Genomic DNA, 16,990 nt, shown 5'->3' on the forward strand with positions numbered 1-16,990 from the left:
GGAAATCTTTAACATGTCTGATAAAGTTAAAGTTACGATAGATGGAATAACAATTGACGTAGAAGCAGGGACATCAATCCTTAACGCGGCTCGTCAAATCGGGGGCGATATAGTACCTCCTGCAATGTGTTATTATTCCAAGCTCCAGGGTAGTGGTGGGAAATGCCGTACCTGTTTAGTAAAAGTTAGTAAGGGATCTGAGAAAGATCCTCGTCCGATGCCTAAGTTGGTTGCTTCATGCCGTACAACAGTAATGGACGGAATGGAAGTGCAGAACATCACATCTCCTGAAGTTACAGAAGCAAGAAAGGGCGTTGTGGAAATATTACTTATTAATCACCCTCTTGATTGCCCTGTTTGCGATCAGGCCGGAGAGTGCCACTTGCAGGACCTTGCTTATGAGCATGGGTCGGAAGCTACCCGCTACGAGTTCGAAAGAAGGACGTTTGATCGGGTTGATATTGGCGATAAGATCCAGCTGCACATGACACGTTGTATATTATGCTACCGTTGTGTGTATACAGCAGATCAGATAACAGAGCAACGGGTTCACGGAGTTTTAGGTAGAGGTGATGCAGCTGAGATTTCAACTTACATTGAGAAAGCAATCGACAATGATTTTTCGGGTAACGTAATCGATGTATGTCCAGTTGGTGCATTAACTGACAGGACTTTCCGCTTTAAAAATCGTGTTTGGTTTACGAAGCCCGTAGATGCTCACAGGGATTGCCCGACATGTTCAGGTAAAGTTACTCTTTGGTATAAAGGAGAGGATGTTATACGAGTTACTGCACGCAAAGATGAGTACGGAGAAGTAGAAGAATTTATTTGTAATACCTGCCGTTTTGATACTAAGAAAACCAGTGATTGGGTGATCGAGGGTCCAAGAAAGATCAGTCCGCACTCTGTCATCTCGGCTAACCACTATGCACAGCTAATGCCCCCATCTGTTGTGAGGAAAAATCCAGCATTATTGGAGGCGAATAAGGAACAATTTGAAAGGTCAACTAAACTTTAATGGAAGTAGCATTTTTAATTGAAAAGGTAGTTCTTGTAACAGTAATTTTTGCTATATCATTAGGCGTTGCTGCATATTCTACTCTTGCCGAACGTAAAATTGCGGCTTTTCTTCAAGGTCGTGTTGGTCCCCACCGTGCTGGTTGGCATGGCTCCTTGCAGCCTTTGGCGGACGGAGGGAAAATGTTTTTCAAAGAGGAAATTATCCCTAGTGAATCAAGCGCATTTTTATTTATTCTCGGTCCTTCTTTAGCTCTATTGACGGCCTGCATCGGAAGCGCAGTTATCCCATGGGGTCAATCTATAGAGGTTGCCGGTCGTACAATCGAACTTCAGGTTACTGATATTAACGTTGGAATGCTATACATTTTTGGTGTTGTTTCACTTGGTGTTTATGGTATTATGATTGGGGGCTGGGCTTCGAATAATAAGTTCTCTTTAATGGGAGCAATTCGTGCTGCCTCTCAAAACATCAGTTATGAGATTGCAATGGGACTTTCTCTAATTGCATTGCTTATGATGTCTGGAACATTATCATTGAAGGATATAGCTGAACAGCAACATGGCTTTTGGGAAAACGGCTATTTCACGTGGAACTTTTTTAAACAGCCACTAGGCTTTCTCCTATTTATCATTTGCGCTTTTGCGGAGTGTAATAGAACACCCTTTGATCTACCAGAAAGTGAGAACGAACTAGTGGCAGGTTATCACACGGAGTATTCTGGTTTTAAGCTAGGAGCGTACCTTTTCTCTGAGTACATCAACATGTTTGTATCTTCAGCAGTAATGGCAACCCTTTACTGGGGAGGTTACAACTACCCATTTATGGACGAAGTAAATGCCGCGTTAGGAACTACTTTTGGTCCTTTGATCGGTGTTTTGGTATTATTTGCGAAGATATTTTTCTTCATTTTCTTCTTCATGTGGATCCGTTGGACAATTCCACGTTTTCGCTATGATCAATTATTGCATTTGGGCTGGAAAGTTCTTATTCCGCTTGCAATTGCAAATATTGTAATTACGGGCATCGTTATTAATATAATTAACTATTTATAAATACAGCGTGATTTTCCCGGTTGGGAGAAGGAGGATAGATGGAATCATTAAGTAACAGAAAAAAAGTATTAGAGCAAAAGCCGATGAGCTTTATGGAAAGGCTTTATCTTCCTTCCATATTCAAAGGTTTGGCTATTACTTTTCGTCATATGTTCAAAAAGAAAGAAACAGTTTTTTATCCGGAACAAACCCGGCCTGTTTCTGAGAACTGGAGAGGCATGCACTCTTTAAAAAGGGATGAGAACGGTAAGGAACGTTGTACAGCCTGCGGACTTTGTGCATTAGCATGTCCAGCGGAGGCTATTACAATGACTGCTGCTGAGCGCCAGAAAGGGGAAGAACATTTGTACAGGGAAGAGAAATACGCAGCAGTTTATGAGGTTAATATGCTACGTTGCATATTCTGTGGATTGTGTGAAGAGGCTTGTCCGAAAGAAGCTATTTATCTTGACGGTCCTATAGTTACTGCAGACTATTTAAGGAAGGATTTTATTTTTGGGAAAGACAAGCTAGTCGAAGCACCTTTTAAATCTTAAATAACAAAGCCCCCGAAGAGGGGGCTAAATTTATAATCATAGAATTAATGAACCTATTCTATTTAGTAGCATTTCTCTCAATCTTTTTTTCACTACTGGTGATCTTTTCCAAGAACCCGGTTCATAGCGTGTTATATCTGATTGTAACCTTTTTTACTTTTACGATTCACTACATACTATTAAATGCCCAGTTTCTGGCGATAGTTAATTTTATCGTTTATATGGGTGCAATAATGGTTCTTTTCCTTTTCGTATTAATGCTTTTGAACCTTAACAAGGATACTGAACCTATGAAGTCTAATCTAATAAAAATAGCCGGCGTAGTAGCGGGACTTTGCTTATTGGTTACATTAGTAGGATCTTTGAAAGCAGTTGATACTTCTGCTCCTATAGTATTAAAGAATCCAGGTATTGGCTTAGTTAAAAACTTGGGTAAAGTTCTGTTCAGTGAATTTCTTTTACCTTTTGAGGTTTCCTCCATATTGCTTTTCTCCGCAATGGTTGGAGCTGTTCTATTAGCTAAAAAAGACCCTAAATAAATCAAATGGAATCAGTTATACAATCTATTCAGGGAGTTCCTCTTAATCATTATATTTTATTCAGTGCTATTATTTTCACGATTGGAGTTATCGGTGTACTTATTCGCAGAAACGCTATTGTGATCTTTATGTCAGTGGAGTTGATGTTGAATGCAGTTAACCTTCTTCTTACGGCTTTTTCTGCCCAGAGAGGAGATGCATCGGGTCAAGTATTTGTATTTTTCATTATGGCCCTTGCTGCCGCAGAGGTTGCTGTGGGACTAGCGATCATTGTAATGATCTATCGTAATACGAATTCTACTGATATCAATGTGTTGAATAGATTGAAGTGGTAATTCTTAATAATTTTTGTTAAAGCTTATAGATAAACGTAATACAAAGCGTTCATGTTTACACATTTAGTCTGGTTAATTCCTTTATTACCTTTAATCGGTTTTCTAATAAACGGTTTAGGGCGGAATGTTTTGCCAAAGGGAGCCGTTGGTTTTATTGGCAGCACAGTGGTTTTGCTTTCGTTTATAGTTAGCATCGGTATATTTACCGAACTCAATGAAAGTACAGTAAAATCTACTGTATTCCCATTATTCGATTGGATCCAGGTTGGAAATCTTAGGATTCCCTTCTCATTTCAGATTGATCCTCTGAGTTCAATTATGCTGCTAATCGTTACAGGGATTGGCTTCCTTATCCATGTATATTCAATAGGATATATGCATCACGATGTTGGTTTCGCTAAGTTCTTTGCTTATCTGAATCTCTTTGTGTTTTTCATGTTATTGCTTGTTCTGGGATCGAACTATGTGGTAATGTTTATTGGCTGGGAAGGCGTGGGACTTTGTTCTTACTTATTAATCGGCTTCTGGTTCAGCAATCCGTCATACGCAAGCGCAGCTAAGAAAGCCTTTGTGATGAACCGGATAGGAGACCTCGGTTTTTTAATCGGTATCTTCCTTATCTTTTCAATGTTTAAAAGTCTCGAGTTTAGTGCCGTTTTTTCACAAGCAGCAAATCTAGCACCTAACAATAATATCATAGTTCTTATTACAATCCTACTATTTATAGGCGCCACCGGAAAATCTGCGCAGATACCTTTGTTTACTTGGTTACCTGACGCGATGGCTGGTCCTACACCAGTGTCTGCTTTGATTCACGCTGCAACGATGGTTACCGCAGGTATCTATATGATTGCACGTTCGAATATCCTGTTTACTCTTGCTCCATTTACCTTAAATATCATATCTATAATTGGTATTGCAACAGCTCTGCTTGCAGCAACGATAGCGATTACTCAAACAGATATAAAAAAGGTATTGGCCTATTCAACTGTTTCGCAGCTTGGATATATGTTTTTAGGATTGGGCGTTGGCGCTTATACCGGAGCTTTCTTTCATGTTATTACTCACGCATTCTTTAAGGCTCTTTTGTTCCTAGGTGCGGGGTCGGTTATTCACGCCGTTAGTAATGAGCAGGACATGAGAAATATGGGTGGATTAAGTTCTAAGCTTAAAATAACCTATGTTACTATGTTAATCGGCACGATTGCTATTTCGGGAATTCCTCCCTTTGCCGGCTTCTTCTCGAAAGATGAAATATTAGCTCACGCTTACGAACATAACAAGGTCTTATGGGTACTTGGTGTAATAGGAGCAATGTTCACCTCCTTCTACATGTTTAGAATGCTATTTCTAACATTTTCGAGAAAATTCAGAGGTACAAAGGAGCAAGAAGATCATTTGCACGAGTCGCCGGCTTCCATGACCTTTCCACTGATAGCATTAGCAATATTGTCTATTCTTGGGGGCTTTATTGGAGTTCCTGAGGCGCTTCATGGTAATCACTGGTTAGCAAAATTCCTCGAACCTGTTTTCTATGCATCTTCTACCAAAGCACACGAAGTAGTAGCGCTTGATCATAATACCGAATATGCACTCATGAGTGTTTCTGTTATAGGAGCGGTAATAGCAGCTGTTATTGCTTACGTTCGTTATGCTAAAAATGGACATGTGCCTGTTCCTGATACTGCTGACAGGGGTGCTTTAGCTAGTCTTTCTTATAACAAGTACTACATAGACGAACTTTATGACTTTGTTATAGCTAAGCCTCTAAACTGGCTTTCTGGCTTTTTCTACCGTATAATGGATAAAACAGTCATTGATGGTATCGTTAATGGTTTCGGCAGGATAGCATCGGAAGCAAGTAAAGGCTTAAGATTGCTTCAAACTGGAAATATTGGTTTCTATATTTTTATGATGATAGCAGGCATTGTTGCGTTACTCGCTTATGGCTTTTTAAATATTTAACAAGAGGGATAAGAATAGAATAAATGGAAATTATTTTACTCCTTATATTTCTGCCCACCATCGGCGCAGCAATCGTAGGTCTTTTAGGTAAACTGGAACTAGCTAAAACTGTAGCTCTTATCTGGTCTTTGTTTTCACTTGGCTTAACCGCTTATCTCTTATCTGAGTTTAACCCTGATGGAGGAACTCAGTTTACTGTTGATTACCCCTGGTTCCTCTCGATGGGGTCTCGTTTCAATGCAGGAATAGATGGGATAAGCATGATTCTGGTATTGCTTACGAATGGGCTGATACCTTTGATTATTTTGGCGAGCTTTAACCATGACTATAAGAATCCGGGCGCTTTTTACGGACTGATACTATTCATGCAAAGCGGGCTTCTATTGGTATTTACAGCTCTGGACGCATTTCTATTTTACGTAGGTTGGGAAGCTGCCCTTATTCCTATTTACTTTATTTGCGCAATATGGGGAGGTCCGAACAGGATTAAGGTAAACATTAAGTTCTTTATTTACACCGTAGCGGGAAGTTTGATCATGTTGATCGGCATGATCTACATGGCACAACAAACAGCTGATAAAACTTATGATCTTCAGTCATTTTATCATACTTCCTTAAGTGCCGGTGCTCAAAGCTGGGTATTCCTTGCTTTTTTCTTAGCATTTGCTATTAAGATGCCGATATTTCCTTTCCATACCTGGCAGCCAGATACATATACTGAAGCTCCGACAACGGGCACTATGCTGCTTTCAGGAATTATGTTGAAGATGGGTATTTACGGTGTAATTAGATGGCTCATTCCTGTTGCACCACTAGGATTTGCGGAGTGGGGGCCAACAGTTCTTGTTCTCTCTATAATTGGTATTGTATATGCTTCAATCATTGCTTTTACTCAAAAGGATGTGAAAAGATTGGTTGCGTACTCTTCCATAGGGCACGTGGGGCTAATTGCTGCTGGAATATTCGTTTGGAATCTTAATGGTTTACAAGGTGCTATGATCCAGATGATAAATCACGGAGTGAATGTGGTTGGAATGTTCTTCGTACTTGATATTATCATTAGAAGACTTGACACACGCGATAGTGATAGGATGGGAGGGATTGCGAAATCAGCGCCATCATTTGCCATCGCATTTCTAATAATCTTACTGGGAACTGTTGCGTTACCATTGACTAATGGTTTTATCGGGGAGTTTTTGTTGTTGATGGGAGTGTACAATTACAGCATTTATGCTTCTGCAATTGCTGGTCTAACTATTATTTTAGGCGCTGTTTATATGCTAAGGATGTATCAGAGAGTAATGTTGGGGGACGCCAACGAAGCTACTTTGTCCTTCCGAGATATTACTGGAAGTGAGAAATTGGTTCTGTTTATAATTTGTAGTTTAGTTATTCTTATCGGTGTATATCCAAAACCTTTACTGAATATTTCAGAGCCCGCGGCAAAGTCGCTTATTGATTTAGTAAACGGCAAGATTGGAAACGTTTCTAGTTTTTAAACAAGGTCAATTGATACAAACAGAAAAATGAGTGCATTAATTACGATATCTTTATTAGCAATACTTGTTCTTTATCTTGGCCTTTTTAAGGCAAAGCAGGCTTTGCTTCCAGTTACCATGATTGGTCTAATTGCAGCCCTGGTTCTTGCTATATCTCAATGGAACAGCTACGCCGAACCTATTTACAGCGGTATGATGCTTTTTGATAACTATGCAGTTGCCTTCTCTGCAATAACTATCATCTCAACGATCTTAATCTTTCTTCTTTCCAAGGATTACTTCGAACGCATAAGTGAGAACGTTGCAGAGTATTACGCTGTTATTTTATTCGCACTTGCCGGGATTATTGTAATGGTTTCTTATCATAATCTTACCATGCTATTTATTGGAATTGAGATTATGTCTGTAAGTTTATATATTCTTGCTGGTATCAAGAAGAAAGATTTTGCATCGAACGAAGCGGCTCTTAAGTATTTTTTGATGGGAGCTTTTTCAACTGGTTTTCTTCTTTTCGGTATTGCGTTACTATATGGAGCCACCGGGTCATTTGATTTGGAGTTGATGCGGAGCTACATTATCCAGAATCCGCAAGATGTATCTCCTATTTTTTATGCAGGGGTTTTACTGATGATCATAGGATTAAGTTTCAAAGTTGGAGCAGCACCGTTTCATTTCTGGGCACCAGACGTATATGAAGGATCGCCTGCCTTGATCACAGCCTTCATGAGTACAGTTGTAAAAACCGCTGGTTTTGCTGCTTTTCTCCGTCTGTTCATGTTTTGTTTTTCTCCGGTTCAGTCATTTTGGATTCCGATATTCGTAACTTTTGCAGCCTTGTCTCTACTAGTTGGAAACGTAACTGCGGTGTATCAGCAACATTTTAAAAGGATGCTGGCTTACTCAAGCATATCTCATGTTGGTTACATGCTTTTCGCTATGATCTCGCTTAATAGTGAATCGGATAGTTCTGTGTTTGTCTATGCTGCAGCCTATTCAGTAGCATCGATCATCGCCTTCGCTGTTTTAATAGTTCTTCAGCGTCAGGTAGGAAATGACAGCTTTGATAGCTTCAATGGAATATCCAGGAAAAATCCTTTTCTGGCATTCACATTAACCATCGCAATGCTATCTCTTGCTGGTATTCCTTTAACTGCTGGATTTATCGGAAAGCTTATGATGTTTAATCGTGCTTTAGCCGGTTATCATATCTACCTGGTAATTTTTGCCGTTTTGAATGCTTTAGTTGGTATTTTCTACTATTTTAAGGTAATTATAGCAATGTATTTCAGGCCGTCGGAACGCAACGAACTTGTAGTATCTCCCCTGTTCAAATTTGTTCTGGGGATTTCTGCTATCGTTACAGTAATTCTTGGTGTATATCCTGACTTGATTTCAAGACTCATTTGATTATTCAAACAAAATATTATTAATATTCGTAGATTTACGGATATTCGCTTATGCACGAACTCTGGGACTCGATCCATTCGTTAATAGATCCGGAAATGTTACTAAAAGAAGGGGGATTTTACGTTCTCCTTTTTGTAGTTTTTGCCGAGACCGGGCTGTTTTTTGGATTCTTCTTGCCAGGAGATTATCTACTTTTTTTGGCCGGTATGTTTGTGGCAACCGACAAACTCGATGTGTCTATAATCTTGTTGATTTCAGGACTTCTTTTGGCCGCAATTCTGGGGAACTTCGTTGGTTACTGGTTCGGTAAAAAGACAGGGCCGGTCTTGTATAAAAAAGACGATTCTTTCTTTTTTAAAAAGGCATATCTCATCTCAGCTCAAGAATACTATAATAAGCAGGGAGCTTTCGCTTTAATTATGGGCCGATTCATCCCAATAGTCAGGACTTTTGCTCCTATCGTTGCTGGCCTTATAAATGTGAATTTTGTGAAGTTTGCTATTTATAACGTTATAGGTGCAATTTTATGGATCGTGTCGTTAACGTTGCTTGGGTATTTTCTGGGGATGAAATTTGAGAGGCAGGTTAATGAATACCTTATGTACATTATAGCAGGGTTTGTTATTATCACAGCGATCCCTCTTGTCTGGACTTATATTCGAAGCAGAATTCTATCACAGAAAAATAAATTAAAATAAAATGGAAATTAAAGATAAAGACCACATTTGGCATAGAGTAACTCCCGGAGAGGATGTGCCTAACTATGTAACAGCAATTATAGAGATACCGAAAGGTTCGAAAGCAAAATACGAAGTTGATAAAGACTTTGGTCTATTACGTTTGGACCGGATTCTATTTTCATCTGTAATGTATCCTGCAAACTATGGATTCATCCCACAAACTTATTGTGATGATAAAGACCCTCTTGATATTCTTGTGCTTTGCTCTGTAGATGTGTTTCCTATGTCTATGATCGAAGCGAAAGTAATCGGTGTAATGCACATGGTTGATAATGGAGAGCAGGACGATAAGATAATTGCTGTTGCAAAGAACGATATGTCTGTCAACTACATTGAAGATCTTGAAAATCTGCCTCCTCATACTATGAAGGAAATTGTTCGTTTCTTCCAGGATTATAAAGCTCTGGAACATAAGAACGTGACTATTGAGCAGCTTCATGGCAGGGAATATGCCTATAAGATTATTCAGGAAAGTATTGAACTATATAATAGTACTTTTGTTACTAATGTCTAAATAATGGCTTTTCAGATATTCCTTACATTCTTTCTTGTTTTCCTAAACGGCTTTTTCGTTGCGGCAGAATTTGCTATAGTCAAAGTGCGTGCCTCGCAAATTGAAGTTTCGGCAAAATCAGGCAATAGAGTGGCTAAGACGGCGAAGCATATCCTTCAGCATTTAGACGGGTATCTAGCTGCCACACAACTAGGGATAACTCTGGCTTCTCTAGGCCTCGGATGGGTGGGGGAGGAAGTGATGGAGCATATTATTAGTAATATATTAATATCATTCAATGCAAGTCCAGCTGTAATAGCTTCTTTTTCTGAGACAATATCCCCTATTGTGGCTTTTGGAATTATCACCATACTGCATATTGTTTTCGGAGAATTGGCTCCAAAATCGCTGGCAATCCAAAAGCCAATTGGCATAACGATGGGAGTTTCCCTCCCATTACATTTCTTTTATCTAGTTTTTAGACCGTTTATTTTATTGCTGAATGGCTTTGCGAATTTAATTCTTCGTGCAATAGGCATTCATGCAATTAGTGGTCATGAGGCTAACCATAGTTCAGAAGAGCTTCAATATTTATTGGATCAGGGAAAGGAAACGGGTGCACTGGACGTTAACGAACACGAGCTTATCAAGAACGTCTTCGATTTCAACGAGAGAGTTGTTAAGAATATCATGGTGCCTCGAACGAAGATATCGGGTATCGAGATAAGCACTCCCTCTGATGAGCTGTTACAAACCATAATTAAAGAAGGATACTCTCGTATTCCTGTGTACGATGACACCATAGACAAGATTGTGGGTATTGTACATGCTAAAGATATTTTACCTATAGTTGCAGTTAATAAAGAATTAGTTCTTAAGGACCTTATCAGAAAACCTTATTTTATTCCTGAGACTAAGAAGATCAATGATCTACTTGGTGAGTTTCAGCTTAGACGAATACAAATCGCGATAGTCCTCGACGAATTTGGAGGAACAGCAGGGATGGTGACGCTCGAAGATATTGTTGAGGAATTAGTTGGTGAGATACAGGATGAGTTTGATGAGGAGAAACCAATTGTGGAAAAGGTATCGGAGCATGAATTTATTGTAAATGCATCGGCTACAATCTATGACGTAAACGAGTATTTGCCCCATGATCTTCCAGAAGATGAGGATTACGATACCGTTGGAGGGCTAGTGAGTGATATTTTCGGAAAAATTCCCGAAGTTGGCGAAAGAAAGGATTTCTATGGCTATACTATAACCGTGCTAAAGAAAACAGAGCAGAACATAGAATCTGTAAAATTAGATCTGGAGATCAATCCAGAAGATGCTGTTGACCTGCATTGATTTCTCCTATGCATCTTTTTTATACCCCTGATATCACCGGAGGAACTTATACCTTAAATGAAGAGGAGAGCAAGCACTGTATCCGAGTATTACGTCTTGATCGAAATGATATTGTTCAACTTATTGATGGTAAAGGAGGGTTATTTAGTGCACAAATTACCGACCCAAATCCTAAGCGTACTTCTCTTGAAGTAATAGATGCTAAGAGAGAATTTGGGAAAAGGAACCATTACTTGCATATTGCGATAGCTCCGACCAAGAACATTGAGAGAGTTGAATGGTTTTTAGAAAAAGCAACTGAAATTGGTATTGATGAGATTACGCCAATACTTTGCGAGCGTTCGGAGCGTAAAGAGGTTAAACTGGACAGACTAAATAAAATAATAACTTCTGCCATGAAGCAATCTCTAAAGGCTTATCACCCGAAATTGAATCCTCTTTCTAAGTATAATCAAGCTATTCGATCAGTAAAAAATGATAAGTTCATAGCGCACTGTTTGGACGAACACAAGCATGAACTCCGCTTTTCCTTGCAGCCAGGAGGAAACTATACTATTTTTATTGGTCCTGAGGGCGACTTTAGTCCAGAGGAAATTGCTTTAGCAAAAAGCAATGATTTTAAAGCGATTTCGTTAGGATCAAGTAGGTTGAGGACCGAAACAGCAGCCCTTGAAGCTTGTTTCGAGGTAAATTTCCTCAATAGATAGCCCAGTTATTCGTTACGTAATTAAGGAACCTTATGAAAAAGCTATTATTTGCTTCTCTTGCGTTCACATTAAGCCTTTTATCTTTTTCTTCTCCAACGTATAAGTTAGCGAAGTTGAAGTATAATGGCGGTGGTGATTGGTACGCGAATAGAACAGCACTTCCTAATCTGATCCAATTTTGTAATAAAACCCTAGGTACTAACCTTAATACTGAGGAAGGTATTGTAGAGGCGGGCAGTGATGATATATTTAACTACCCTTTTATTTACCTAACGGGTCACGGAAATATTCAGTTTTCTGAGCAGGAAGCCGGAAATTTAAGGAAGTATCTGACTGGAGGAGGTTTTCTTCATATAGATGATAACTATGGATTAGATAAATTCATACGGCCGCAAATGAAAAAGGTCTTTCCTGAATTAAATTTTGTAGAGTTACCGACCTCTCATAGTATATATAATCAAAGGTTTAAGTTCCCTCTTGGCCTTCCAAAAATTCACGAACATGATGGAAAAAGGCCACAGGGATTAGCACTGATCTATAAAGGCCGGGTTGTTTGCTATTATACATTTGAATGCGATCTTGGGAATGGCTGGGAGGATTCTGGTACTTATCAGGGTGACTCTGAAGAGACAAGACAAAGAGCACTGAAGATGGGAGCTAATCTTGTTCAATATGCACTCACTCAATAGAGCTCGGTTTTGCTAAGCGTAGAAGGCTAAGTCTAAAGAAGCAAACTAGTGTAAAAAAGAAAAAGCTGGTCGTTTGTGACTTCCAGCTCTTTCTATCTAAATTAACGCTCTCAATTACTTGTACTGTATAACACCAGAAAGGTTACAATATTTTTAAAAAACTTAAAATATTTCGTAACAGCCTAAGTCTGAAGGGAATAATCTCTCTTTGGATTGTTGGTCTCGCCTCAACCACGTCTCAAAGTATGGATCGGTGCTAAGGTTTTCTCCCTTATTAGCAGCGTTACTAGTATTTCTAAGGTTAAAGTTATTCCTGTTTATGTCTCTAAACTCTGGATCTAGGTTCAAGATATTTGTCGTTTCGAAATTTCTATCTCTGGATTTAATTAAGTTTGACCGTATTACCCGGGTAAATTGTTGCCCTTTCTCTTCTATAATTAACTCTTCAGTCTGGTTTCCCCAGATAATATTGTTGATTAAAGTGAGATTCGTGATTTTGCCAGGGCCGTTTAGACGGTAGTCATTGAAGAATAGCGACGGAGTACTTCTAATTCCGTAGCTATAATAGTTGGCAAAGGTGTTTTGCTTAAAATTATAATTACCTCCATTGCTACAATGAATTAGATTTTTGCCACAATTAATAATTAAGTTATTGAAGGCAGTAATAGACGTATTATGACCAATAATCCCGGAAATTTCCATGTTCTTTACAATAGAGTTTGCTAATGTAAGTCTTGGGGCTAAATCTCCGGCCCCTTCTATTACATTCAAACCTATAAGCGCATTCTTTAAAGTGGTATGTTCAATCAAATTTTTTGAGCTCGATCGCTCAAAATATATCCCGTCCCACTGCCCCGGGACTTCTGAATAAAGTTTTTCTCTTCTATCACTTGCTAAAGTGACAGAATCATCTGAATTACCATCAATTATTAAGGTACCAGCAACCGATAGTCGCGCTCCCTTGTGAAAATACACTCTGCTTCCTCCTTCAATTGTAAGGGTAACCCCTTCGAGAACCTTTACTGAATCGTAAACCACATAAGGTAATTTTCTATCCCAAGTTATAGAACTAGAAATAGTTGCTGCTCGGATTAAACGCACATTCTGCCCGAAGGCTTGTAAATGTATGCTTTGCATTTTTCCATCAGTTGTAAAACTAATGGAATCAGAAATAAGAAAAGGTGCTGTCTTTTGGCTAGGAGAAATATTCAAGCGGACAAAAACGTTAGCTGAGTCTCTTCCTTTGATTTTGAATTTATCAAGGCTGGTAACTGCGATACCATTGATATTAACCTGATAAGGTGACTCCTCTCCGCCACCCAGCCTTATATTCGATATTATAATATCTTTTTTTGACGGATTAATTATCTTCACCCGTTGGGTGGTTGAAACAATTGATGTAAAAACGGTATCGAATTTAATGGTATCATTAGAAAAGACAAGCGGGTTTCCCTGACCGTAGTAGAAATTATCCTCTTTACGGCACGCCAGGAGGAAGAGTATTCCAAACAACACCGAGAATAAATGAAAGAAGCGCGCCATAATTTAGTTGGTATATGCAATTCCTGCGATGCTGATCTTGGTTGCAGGAACTTCATGGATAGGGATTGCAGAAGATTCGATTGTAGCTCCTGTTGTTATTATATCGTCCACTAATAATATGTGTTTGCCTTCAAACTCCTCTGCTTTGGAAAGAAAAAAGACGTCTTTCATGTTTTCATATCTTAAAAAGCGAGATTTCTTTGTTTGCGAGCTTGTAAAGGCACCTCTTTGAAGGGTAGAAGTGTCAATGGGAATGTGCATTGTTTCAGATAATCCCCGAGCAAAGTACTCGCTCTGATTATAACCTCTCTTTTTTTGCCTCTTGGGATGTAAAGGAACAGGAACAATAACATCTGGAAGAAAAGACGAAAGTGCGCTTGATAGCTGTTTCCCATATAAATGTCCCAGTTTTAGCCCTACTTCAGGTCTGTTATTATATTTTAATTGGTGCAGCAGGCTTTGCACGCGACTCCCTTTTGAAAAGTATAGGAACGCACCGCAGAAAGTAAATGGAACTCTCCCCCAAAATTGCCGGGCTAAACTATTGTCAGGCATTAAATGAAAGTTTGTATAGGGCAAATTCACCAAACACCCCGTACAAATTTCTTCCTCATTATGGATAAGCGAACATCCGCAACCAGCGCACACCTCGGGAAAGAAAAGTGAGAAAAAGTCGCTAATTTGCTGGGAAAGCAGGTTCATGCAACAATTTACACTAAAATCTCTAGCTATTAAAATTATTGTTGCTTAACGGCTAATTGCCCGCAAGCAGCATCGATATCCTTGCCCCTGCTTCTTCTTATGTTAGTGATGATACCCTGCTTTTTTAAATAATTGGCGAATGCCTCTGTTTTATCGTCTTCGGCGTTCTCGAAGTCCGCGAAAGAAATCGGATTATATTCAATAATATTAACCTTGCAAGGCAAATGCTTACAGAACTTAGCTAGCTCCATAGCATCTTGAATGCTATCATTAAAGTTATTAAATATTATATATTCATAAGTTACAGGGTTCTTAGTTTTTAGGAAGTAATACTTTAGTGCTTCCGCTAATGCTTTCAGCGAGTTTTGCTCATTAATGGGCATAATCTCGTTACGCTTTTTGTCATTCGCTGCATGGAGCGAGAGAGCTAAATTGAACTTCACCTGATCATCACCCAGTTTTTTGATCATTTTAGCTATACCTGCAGTTGAAACTGTTATCCGCTTTGCAGCCATATTTAAACCATCTTCTGCAGTAATCCGTTCAATGGACTTCAAAACATTTGCATAATTCAAAAGCGGTTCGCCCATTCCCATATAAACAATGTTTGTTAGGGGCTGGTTATATTTTTCCTTCGCCTGCTTATCTATCAGCACTACCTGATCATAAATCTCAGCTGGCTCTAGGTTTCTTTTACGCTCCATATAGCCGGTAGCACAAAATTTACAAGTTAAGCTACAGCCTACCTGGGAACTAACGCAAGCCGTCATTCTGTCGGTAGTAGGGATTAATACACCTTCTATTATATTATTGTCATACAGGCTAAACGTGTTTTTAATTGTCTGATCAGAACTATGTTGAGACTGGTGGATTTTTACAGCATTTATGGTAAACTGATCCTTAAGTTTTTCTCGAAGAGCTTTCGAAAGATTTGTCATATCATCGAAACTATGAGCAGACTTTGCCCACAGCCAATCCAGAATCTGCTTTGCTCTAAAGGCGGGTTCTCCTATTTCTCCAAGGATTTTAATCAGATCGGCAGATGATATATTTCGAATATCCTTTTTTGCAAGTACCTCATTCACAATGCAAATTTACTTATTTAAAGATAAAATTTTGATAAAAAAAGAGGTAATAAAAATTTTTCCTATAATTGTTGTTGTAACAGCATTACTTCTCCTGTAGCTATGGGACTTGATTAGTTACAGAAAAACATGTTATGAGGACTTACTATTCAGCAGATCATATTCTACCAGTCGGAAGTCTGCCATTGAAAGATGGAGTTGTAGTCGTAGATGAAGAGGGGGAAATTCTCGATGTCTTTGAGGGAAAAGCAGCAGTACCTTCTGATGCCAATATTCAGCGGTACGATGGTATTATTGTTCCGGGCTTCGTTAATACTCACTGTCACCTTGAGCTTGCCTATCTTAAAGATCGTATTCCTACCGGACTCACCCTTATTCCATTTATCAAAGAAGTAATTAAAGCACGTAAAGGTACTAAAGATGTTCACATCCCCATGACTGAGGCCGATGCTTTGATGTACGAAAATGGTATTGTGGCTGTTGCCGATATTTCAAATACTACCCAGTCTAGAGAGGCTAAATTAAATAGTAAGATCTATTATCATACCTTCATAGAATTAATTTGCTTCGAGCCCGAGGGGGCTAAAGATGCTTTCAGATTAGGAAATGCTTTACTCGAAGAATTCAAACCTTTGAAGGCTTCTATTACGCCTCATGCTCCCTATTCGGTATGTAAGGAACTTTTTAAGTTTATAAGCAAGTTTTGTGGAGAGGCCGGAGAGTTGTTAAGTATTCACAATCAGGAAACAGAGGAGGAAAATAAGTTTTATCGATATAAAACAGGGGAGTTTTTAGATTTTTATAAAGGCATGGGAGTTGATTTGGAATTCTTCAAGCCGCAGGCCCGTAATTCAATTCAAAGTTTTGTGCCTTTGCTTGCAGCCCAGCAAAAAATTCTGCTGGTCCATAACACCTATACTAGCATAAAGGACATTTATTTCACAAGGCGATCGGGTAGAGATATTACCTGGTGTTTTTGTCCTAATGCTAATTTGTATATTGAAGGTCGCTTGCCAAAAGCTGACATGTTTTTATTCGAAAATGTTACCATAACCCTGGGTACCGACAGTTTAGCCTCTAATAAAAGTCTCTGTATTCTTTCTGAATTAAAAACAATTCATCAGCATTTTCCGAACCTGAATTTCACAGACACTATTGCCTGGGCTACCCTTAACGGAGCAAAGTTCCTTGGAATAGATAATAGGTTTGGGAGTATTGAAAAAGGTAAAAGACCTGGTCTCAACCTCATTACGAATGTTGAAGATCTTCGTCTCACCCGAGATTCAGAAGTTAAAAAACTTATTTAGTATTTTGAGTATTATCGCTTA

17 protein-coding genes are annotated in these 16,990 nt (G+C 39.0%); 14 read left to right on the forward strand and 3 right to left on the reverse strand.

All coding sequences use genetic code 11. The features are described from left to right. The first annotated feature begins 13 nt into the window (after positions 1-13). Genes J4N25_RS09470 through J4N25_RS09530 form a run of 13 tightly spaced genes read left to right on the forward strand, consistent with a single transcriptional unit; the run spans position 14 to position 12,333 of the window. Positions 14-1,018, forward strand: a complete 1,005-nt coding sequence (locus J4N25_RS09470) for an NADH-quinone oxidoreductase subunit G (RefSeq protein ID WP_207421951.1) — start codon at positions 14-16, stop codon at positions 1,016-1,018. Continuing rightward, on the forward strand, positions 1,018-2,073 hold the full coding sequence (nuoH, locus tag J4N25_RS09475; RefSeq protein ID WP_207421952.1) for an NADH-quinone oxidoreductase subunit NuoH: 1,056 nt from the start codon (positions 1,018-1,020) through the stop codon (positions 2,071-2,073). Before J4N25_RS09470 ends, nuoH begins: the two co-directional genes overlap by 1 nt. Positions 2,074-2,111: 38 nt before the next feature. Beyond that, on the forward strand, positions 2,112-2,609 hold the full coding sequence (locus tag J4N25_RS09480) for a NuoI/complex I 23 kDa subunit family protein (protein ID WP_207421953.1): 498 nt from the start codon (positions 2,112-2,114) through the stop codon (positions 2,607-2,609). A gap of 47 nt (positions 2,610-2,656) precedes the next feature. Then, positions 2,657-3,148: an NADH-quinone oxidoreductase subunit J family protein gene (locus J4N25_RS09485; RefSeq protein WP_207421954.1), complete on the forward strand. Its 492-nt coding sequence runs from the start codon at positions 2,657-2,659 to the stop codon at positions 3,146-3,148. A gap of 5 nt (positions 3,149-3,153) precedes the next feature. Further along, a complete protein-coding gene (gene nuoK, locus J4N25_RS09490) occupies positions 3,154-3,483 on the forward strand; it encodes an NADH-quinone oxidoreductase subunit NuoK (RefSeq protein ID WP_207421955.1) in 330 nt (109 codons plus the stop codon). Between the two features lie 51 nt (positions 3,484-3,534). Beyond that, the gene (gene nuoL / locus J4N25_RS09495) at positions 3,535-5,448 is read left to right on the forward strand and encodes an NADH-quinone oxidoreductase subunit L (RefSeq protein ID WP_207421956.1); all 1,914 of its coding nucleotides are present in this window, start codon (positions 3,535-3,537) and stop codon (positions 5,446-5,448) included. 23 nt (positions 5,449-5,471) lie between these two features. Continuing rightward, entirely contained in the window at positions 5,472-6,947 is a 1,476-nt protein-coding gene (locus J4N25_RS09500; RefSeq protein ID WP_207421957.1) for a complex I subunit 4 family protein, read from the forward strand. 27 nt (positions 6,948-6,974) lie between these two features. Continuing rightward, positions 6,975-8,354, forward strand: coding sequence for an NADH-quinone oxidoreductase subunit N (locus J4N25_RS09505; protein ID WP_207421958.1), 1,380 nt, complete (start codon positions 6,975-6,977; stop codon positions 8,352-8,354). Between the two features lie 50 nt (positions 8,355-8,404). After that, positions 8,405-9,052 (forward strand): DedA family protein, encoded by a 648-nt coding sequence (locus J4N25_RS09510; protein ID WP_207421959.1) that lies wholly within the window; start codon positions 8,405-8,407, stop codon positions 9,050-9,052. A gap of 1 nt (position 9,053) precedes the next feature. Further along, positions 9,054-9,608: an inorganic diphosphatase gene (locus J4N25_RS09515; RefSeq protein WP_207421960.1), complete on the forward strand. Its 555-nt coding sequence runs from the start codon at positions 9,054-9,056 to the stop codon at positions 9,606-9,608. A gap of 3 nt (positions 9,609-9,611) precedes the next feature. Then, the gene (locus J4N25_RS09520; protein WP_207421961.1) at positions 9,612-10,937 is read left to right on the forward strand and encodes a hemolysin family protein; all 1,326 of its coding nucleotides are present in this window, start codon (positions 9,612-9,614) and stop codon (positions 10,935-10,937) included. 8 nt (positions 10,938-10,945) lie between these two features. Then, a complete protein-coding gene (locus J4N25_RS09525) occupies positions 10,946-11,644 on the forward strand; it encodes a 16S rRNA (uracil(1498)-N(3))-methyltransferase (RefSeq protein WP_207421962.1) in 699 nt (232 codons plus the stop codon). 32 nt (positions 11,645-11,676) lie between these two features. Next, positions 11,677-12,333 carry a DUF4159 domain-containing protein gene (locus J4N25_RS09530; RefSeq protein WP_207421963.1) on the forward strand — a complete coding sequence of 219 codons (657 nt, stop codon included), beginning with the start codon at positions 11,677-11,679 and terminating at the stop codon, positions 12,331-12,333. A gap of 162 nt (positions 12,334-12,495) precedes the next feature. Here J4N25_RS09530 and J4N25_RS09535 read toward each other — a convergent pair whose 3' ends face one another. The 3 genes from J4N25_RS09535 to rlmN all read right to left on the reverse strand — a co-directional run bounded on the left by J4N25_RS09535 (position 12,496) and on the right by rlmN (position 15,662). Then, positions 12,496-13,875, reverse strand: a complete 1,380-nt coding sequence (locus tag J4N25_RS09535; RefSeq protein WP_207421964.1) for a hypothetical protein — start codon at positions 13,873-13,875, stop codon at positions 12,496-12,498. A gap of 3 nt (positions 13,876-13,878) precedes the next feature. Then, positions 13,879-14,430: a ComF family protein gene (locus tag J4N25_RS09540; RefSeq protein ID WP_242695843.1), complete on the reverse strand. Its 552-nt coding sequence runs from the start codon at positions 14,428-14,430 to the stop codon at positions 13,879-13,881. Positions 14,431-14,612: 182 nt separating this feature from the next. After that, complete coding sequence (gene rlmN, locus J4N25_RS09545) at positions 14,613-15,662, reverse strand: dual-specificity RNA methyltransferase RlmN (protein WP_207421966.1); 1,050 nt, start codon at positions 15,660-15,662, stop codon at positions 14,613-14,615. Positions 15,663-15,796: 134 nt separating this feature from the next. Between rlmN and J4N25_RS09550 the strand changes: the two genes are divergently transcribed. Continuing rightward, the gene (locus tag J4N25_RS09550; RefSeq protein WP_207421967.1) at positions 15,797-16,969 is read left to right on the forward strand and encodes an amidohydrolase family protein; all 1,173 of its coding nucleotides are present in this window, start codon (positions 15,797-15,799) and stop codon (positions 16,967-16,969) included. The last annotated feature ends 21 nt before the right edge of the window (positions 16,970-16,990 follow it).

It is taken from the genome of Desertivirga brevis (assembly GCF_017355835.1).

What these genes read in the sequence shown, in the direction of transcription:
- J4N25_RS09485 (WP_207421954.1), top strand. Translation starts at nt 2,657, where the DNA reads ATGAACCTATTCTATTTAGTAGCATTTCTCTCAATCTTTTTTTCACTA.
- J4N25_RS09515 (WP_207421960.1), top strand. Translation starts at nt 9,054, where the DNA reads ATGGAAATTAAAGATAAAGACCACATTTGGCATAGAGTAACTCCCGGA.
- J4N25_RS09535 (WP_207421964.1), bottom strand. Translation starts at nt 13,875, where the DNA reads ATGGCGCGCTTCTTTCATTTATTCTCGGTGTTGTTTGGAATACTCTTC.
- J4N25_RS09530 (WP_207421963.1), top strand. Translation starts at nt 11,677, where the DNA reads ATGAAAAAGCTATTATTTGCTTCTCTTGCGTTCACATTAAGCCTTTTA.
- nuoL (WP_207421956.1), top strand. Translation starts at nt 3,535, where the DNA reads ATGTTTACACATTTAGTCTGGTTAATTCCTTTATTACCTTTAATCGGT.
- J4N25_RS09540 (WP_242695843.1), bottom strand. Translation starts at nt 14,430, where the DNA reads ATGCCTGACAATAGTTTAGCCCGGCAATTTTGGGGGAGAGTTCCATTT.
- J4N25_RS09500 (WP_207421957.1), top strand. Translation starts at nt 5,472, where the DNA reads ATGGAAATTATTTTACTCCTTATATTTCTGCCCACCATCGGCGCAGCA.
- J4N25_RS09470 (WP_207421951.1), top strand. Translation starts at nt 14, where the DNA reads ATGTCTGATAAAGTTAAAGTTACGATAGATGGAATAACAATTGACGTA.
- J4N25_RS09550 (WP_207421967.1), top strand. Translation starts at nt 15,797, where the DNA reads ATGAGGACTTACTATTCAGCAGATCATATTCTACCAGTCGGAAGTCTG.
- nuoK (WP_207421955.1), top strand. Translation starts at nt 3,154, where the DNA reads ATGGAATCAGTTATACAATCTATTCAGGGAGTTCCTCTTAATCATTAT.
- nuoH (WP_207421952.1), top strand. Translation starts at nt 1,018, where the DNA reads ATGGAAGTAGCATTTTTAATTGAAAAGGTAGTTCTTGTAACAGTAATT.
- J4N25_RS09520 (WP_207421961.1), top strand. Translation starts at nt 9,612, where the DNA reads ATGGCTTTTCAGATATTCCTTACATTCTTTCTTGTTTTCCTAAACGGC.
- J4N25_RS09505 (WP_207421958.1), top strand. Translation starts at nt 6,975, where the DNA reads ATGAGTGCATTAATTACGATATCTTTATTAGCAATACTTGTTCTTTAT.
- J4N25_RS09525 (WP_207421962.1), top strand. Translation starts at nt 10,946, where the DNA reads ATGCATCTTTTTTATACCCCTGATATCACCGGAGGAACTTATACCTTA.
- J4N25_RS09480 (WP_207421953.1), top strand. Translation starts at nt 2,112, where the DNA reads ATGGAATCATTAAGTAACAGAAAAAAAGTATTAGAGCAAAAGCCGATG.
- J4N25_RS09510 (WP_207421959.1), top strand. Translation starts at nt 8,405, where the DNA reads ATGCACGAACTCTGGGACTCGATCCATTCGTTAATAGATCCGGAAATG.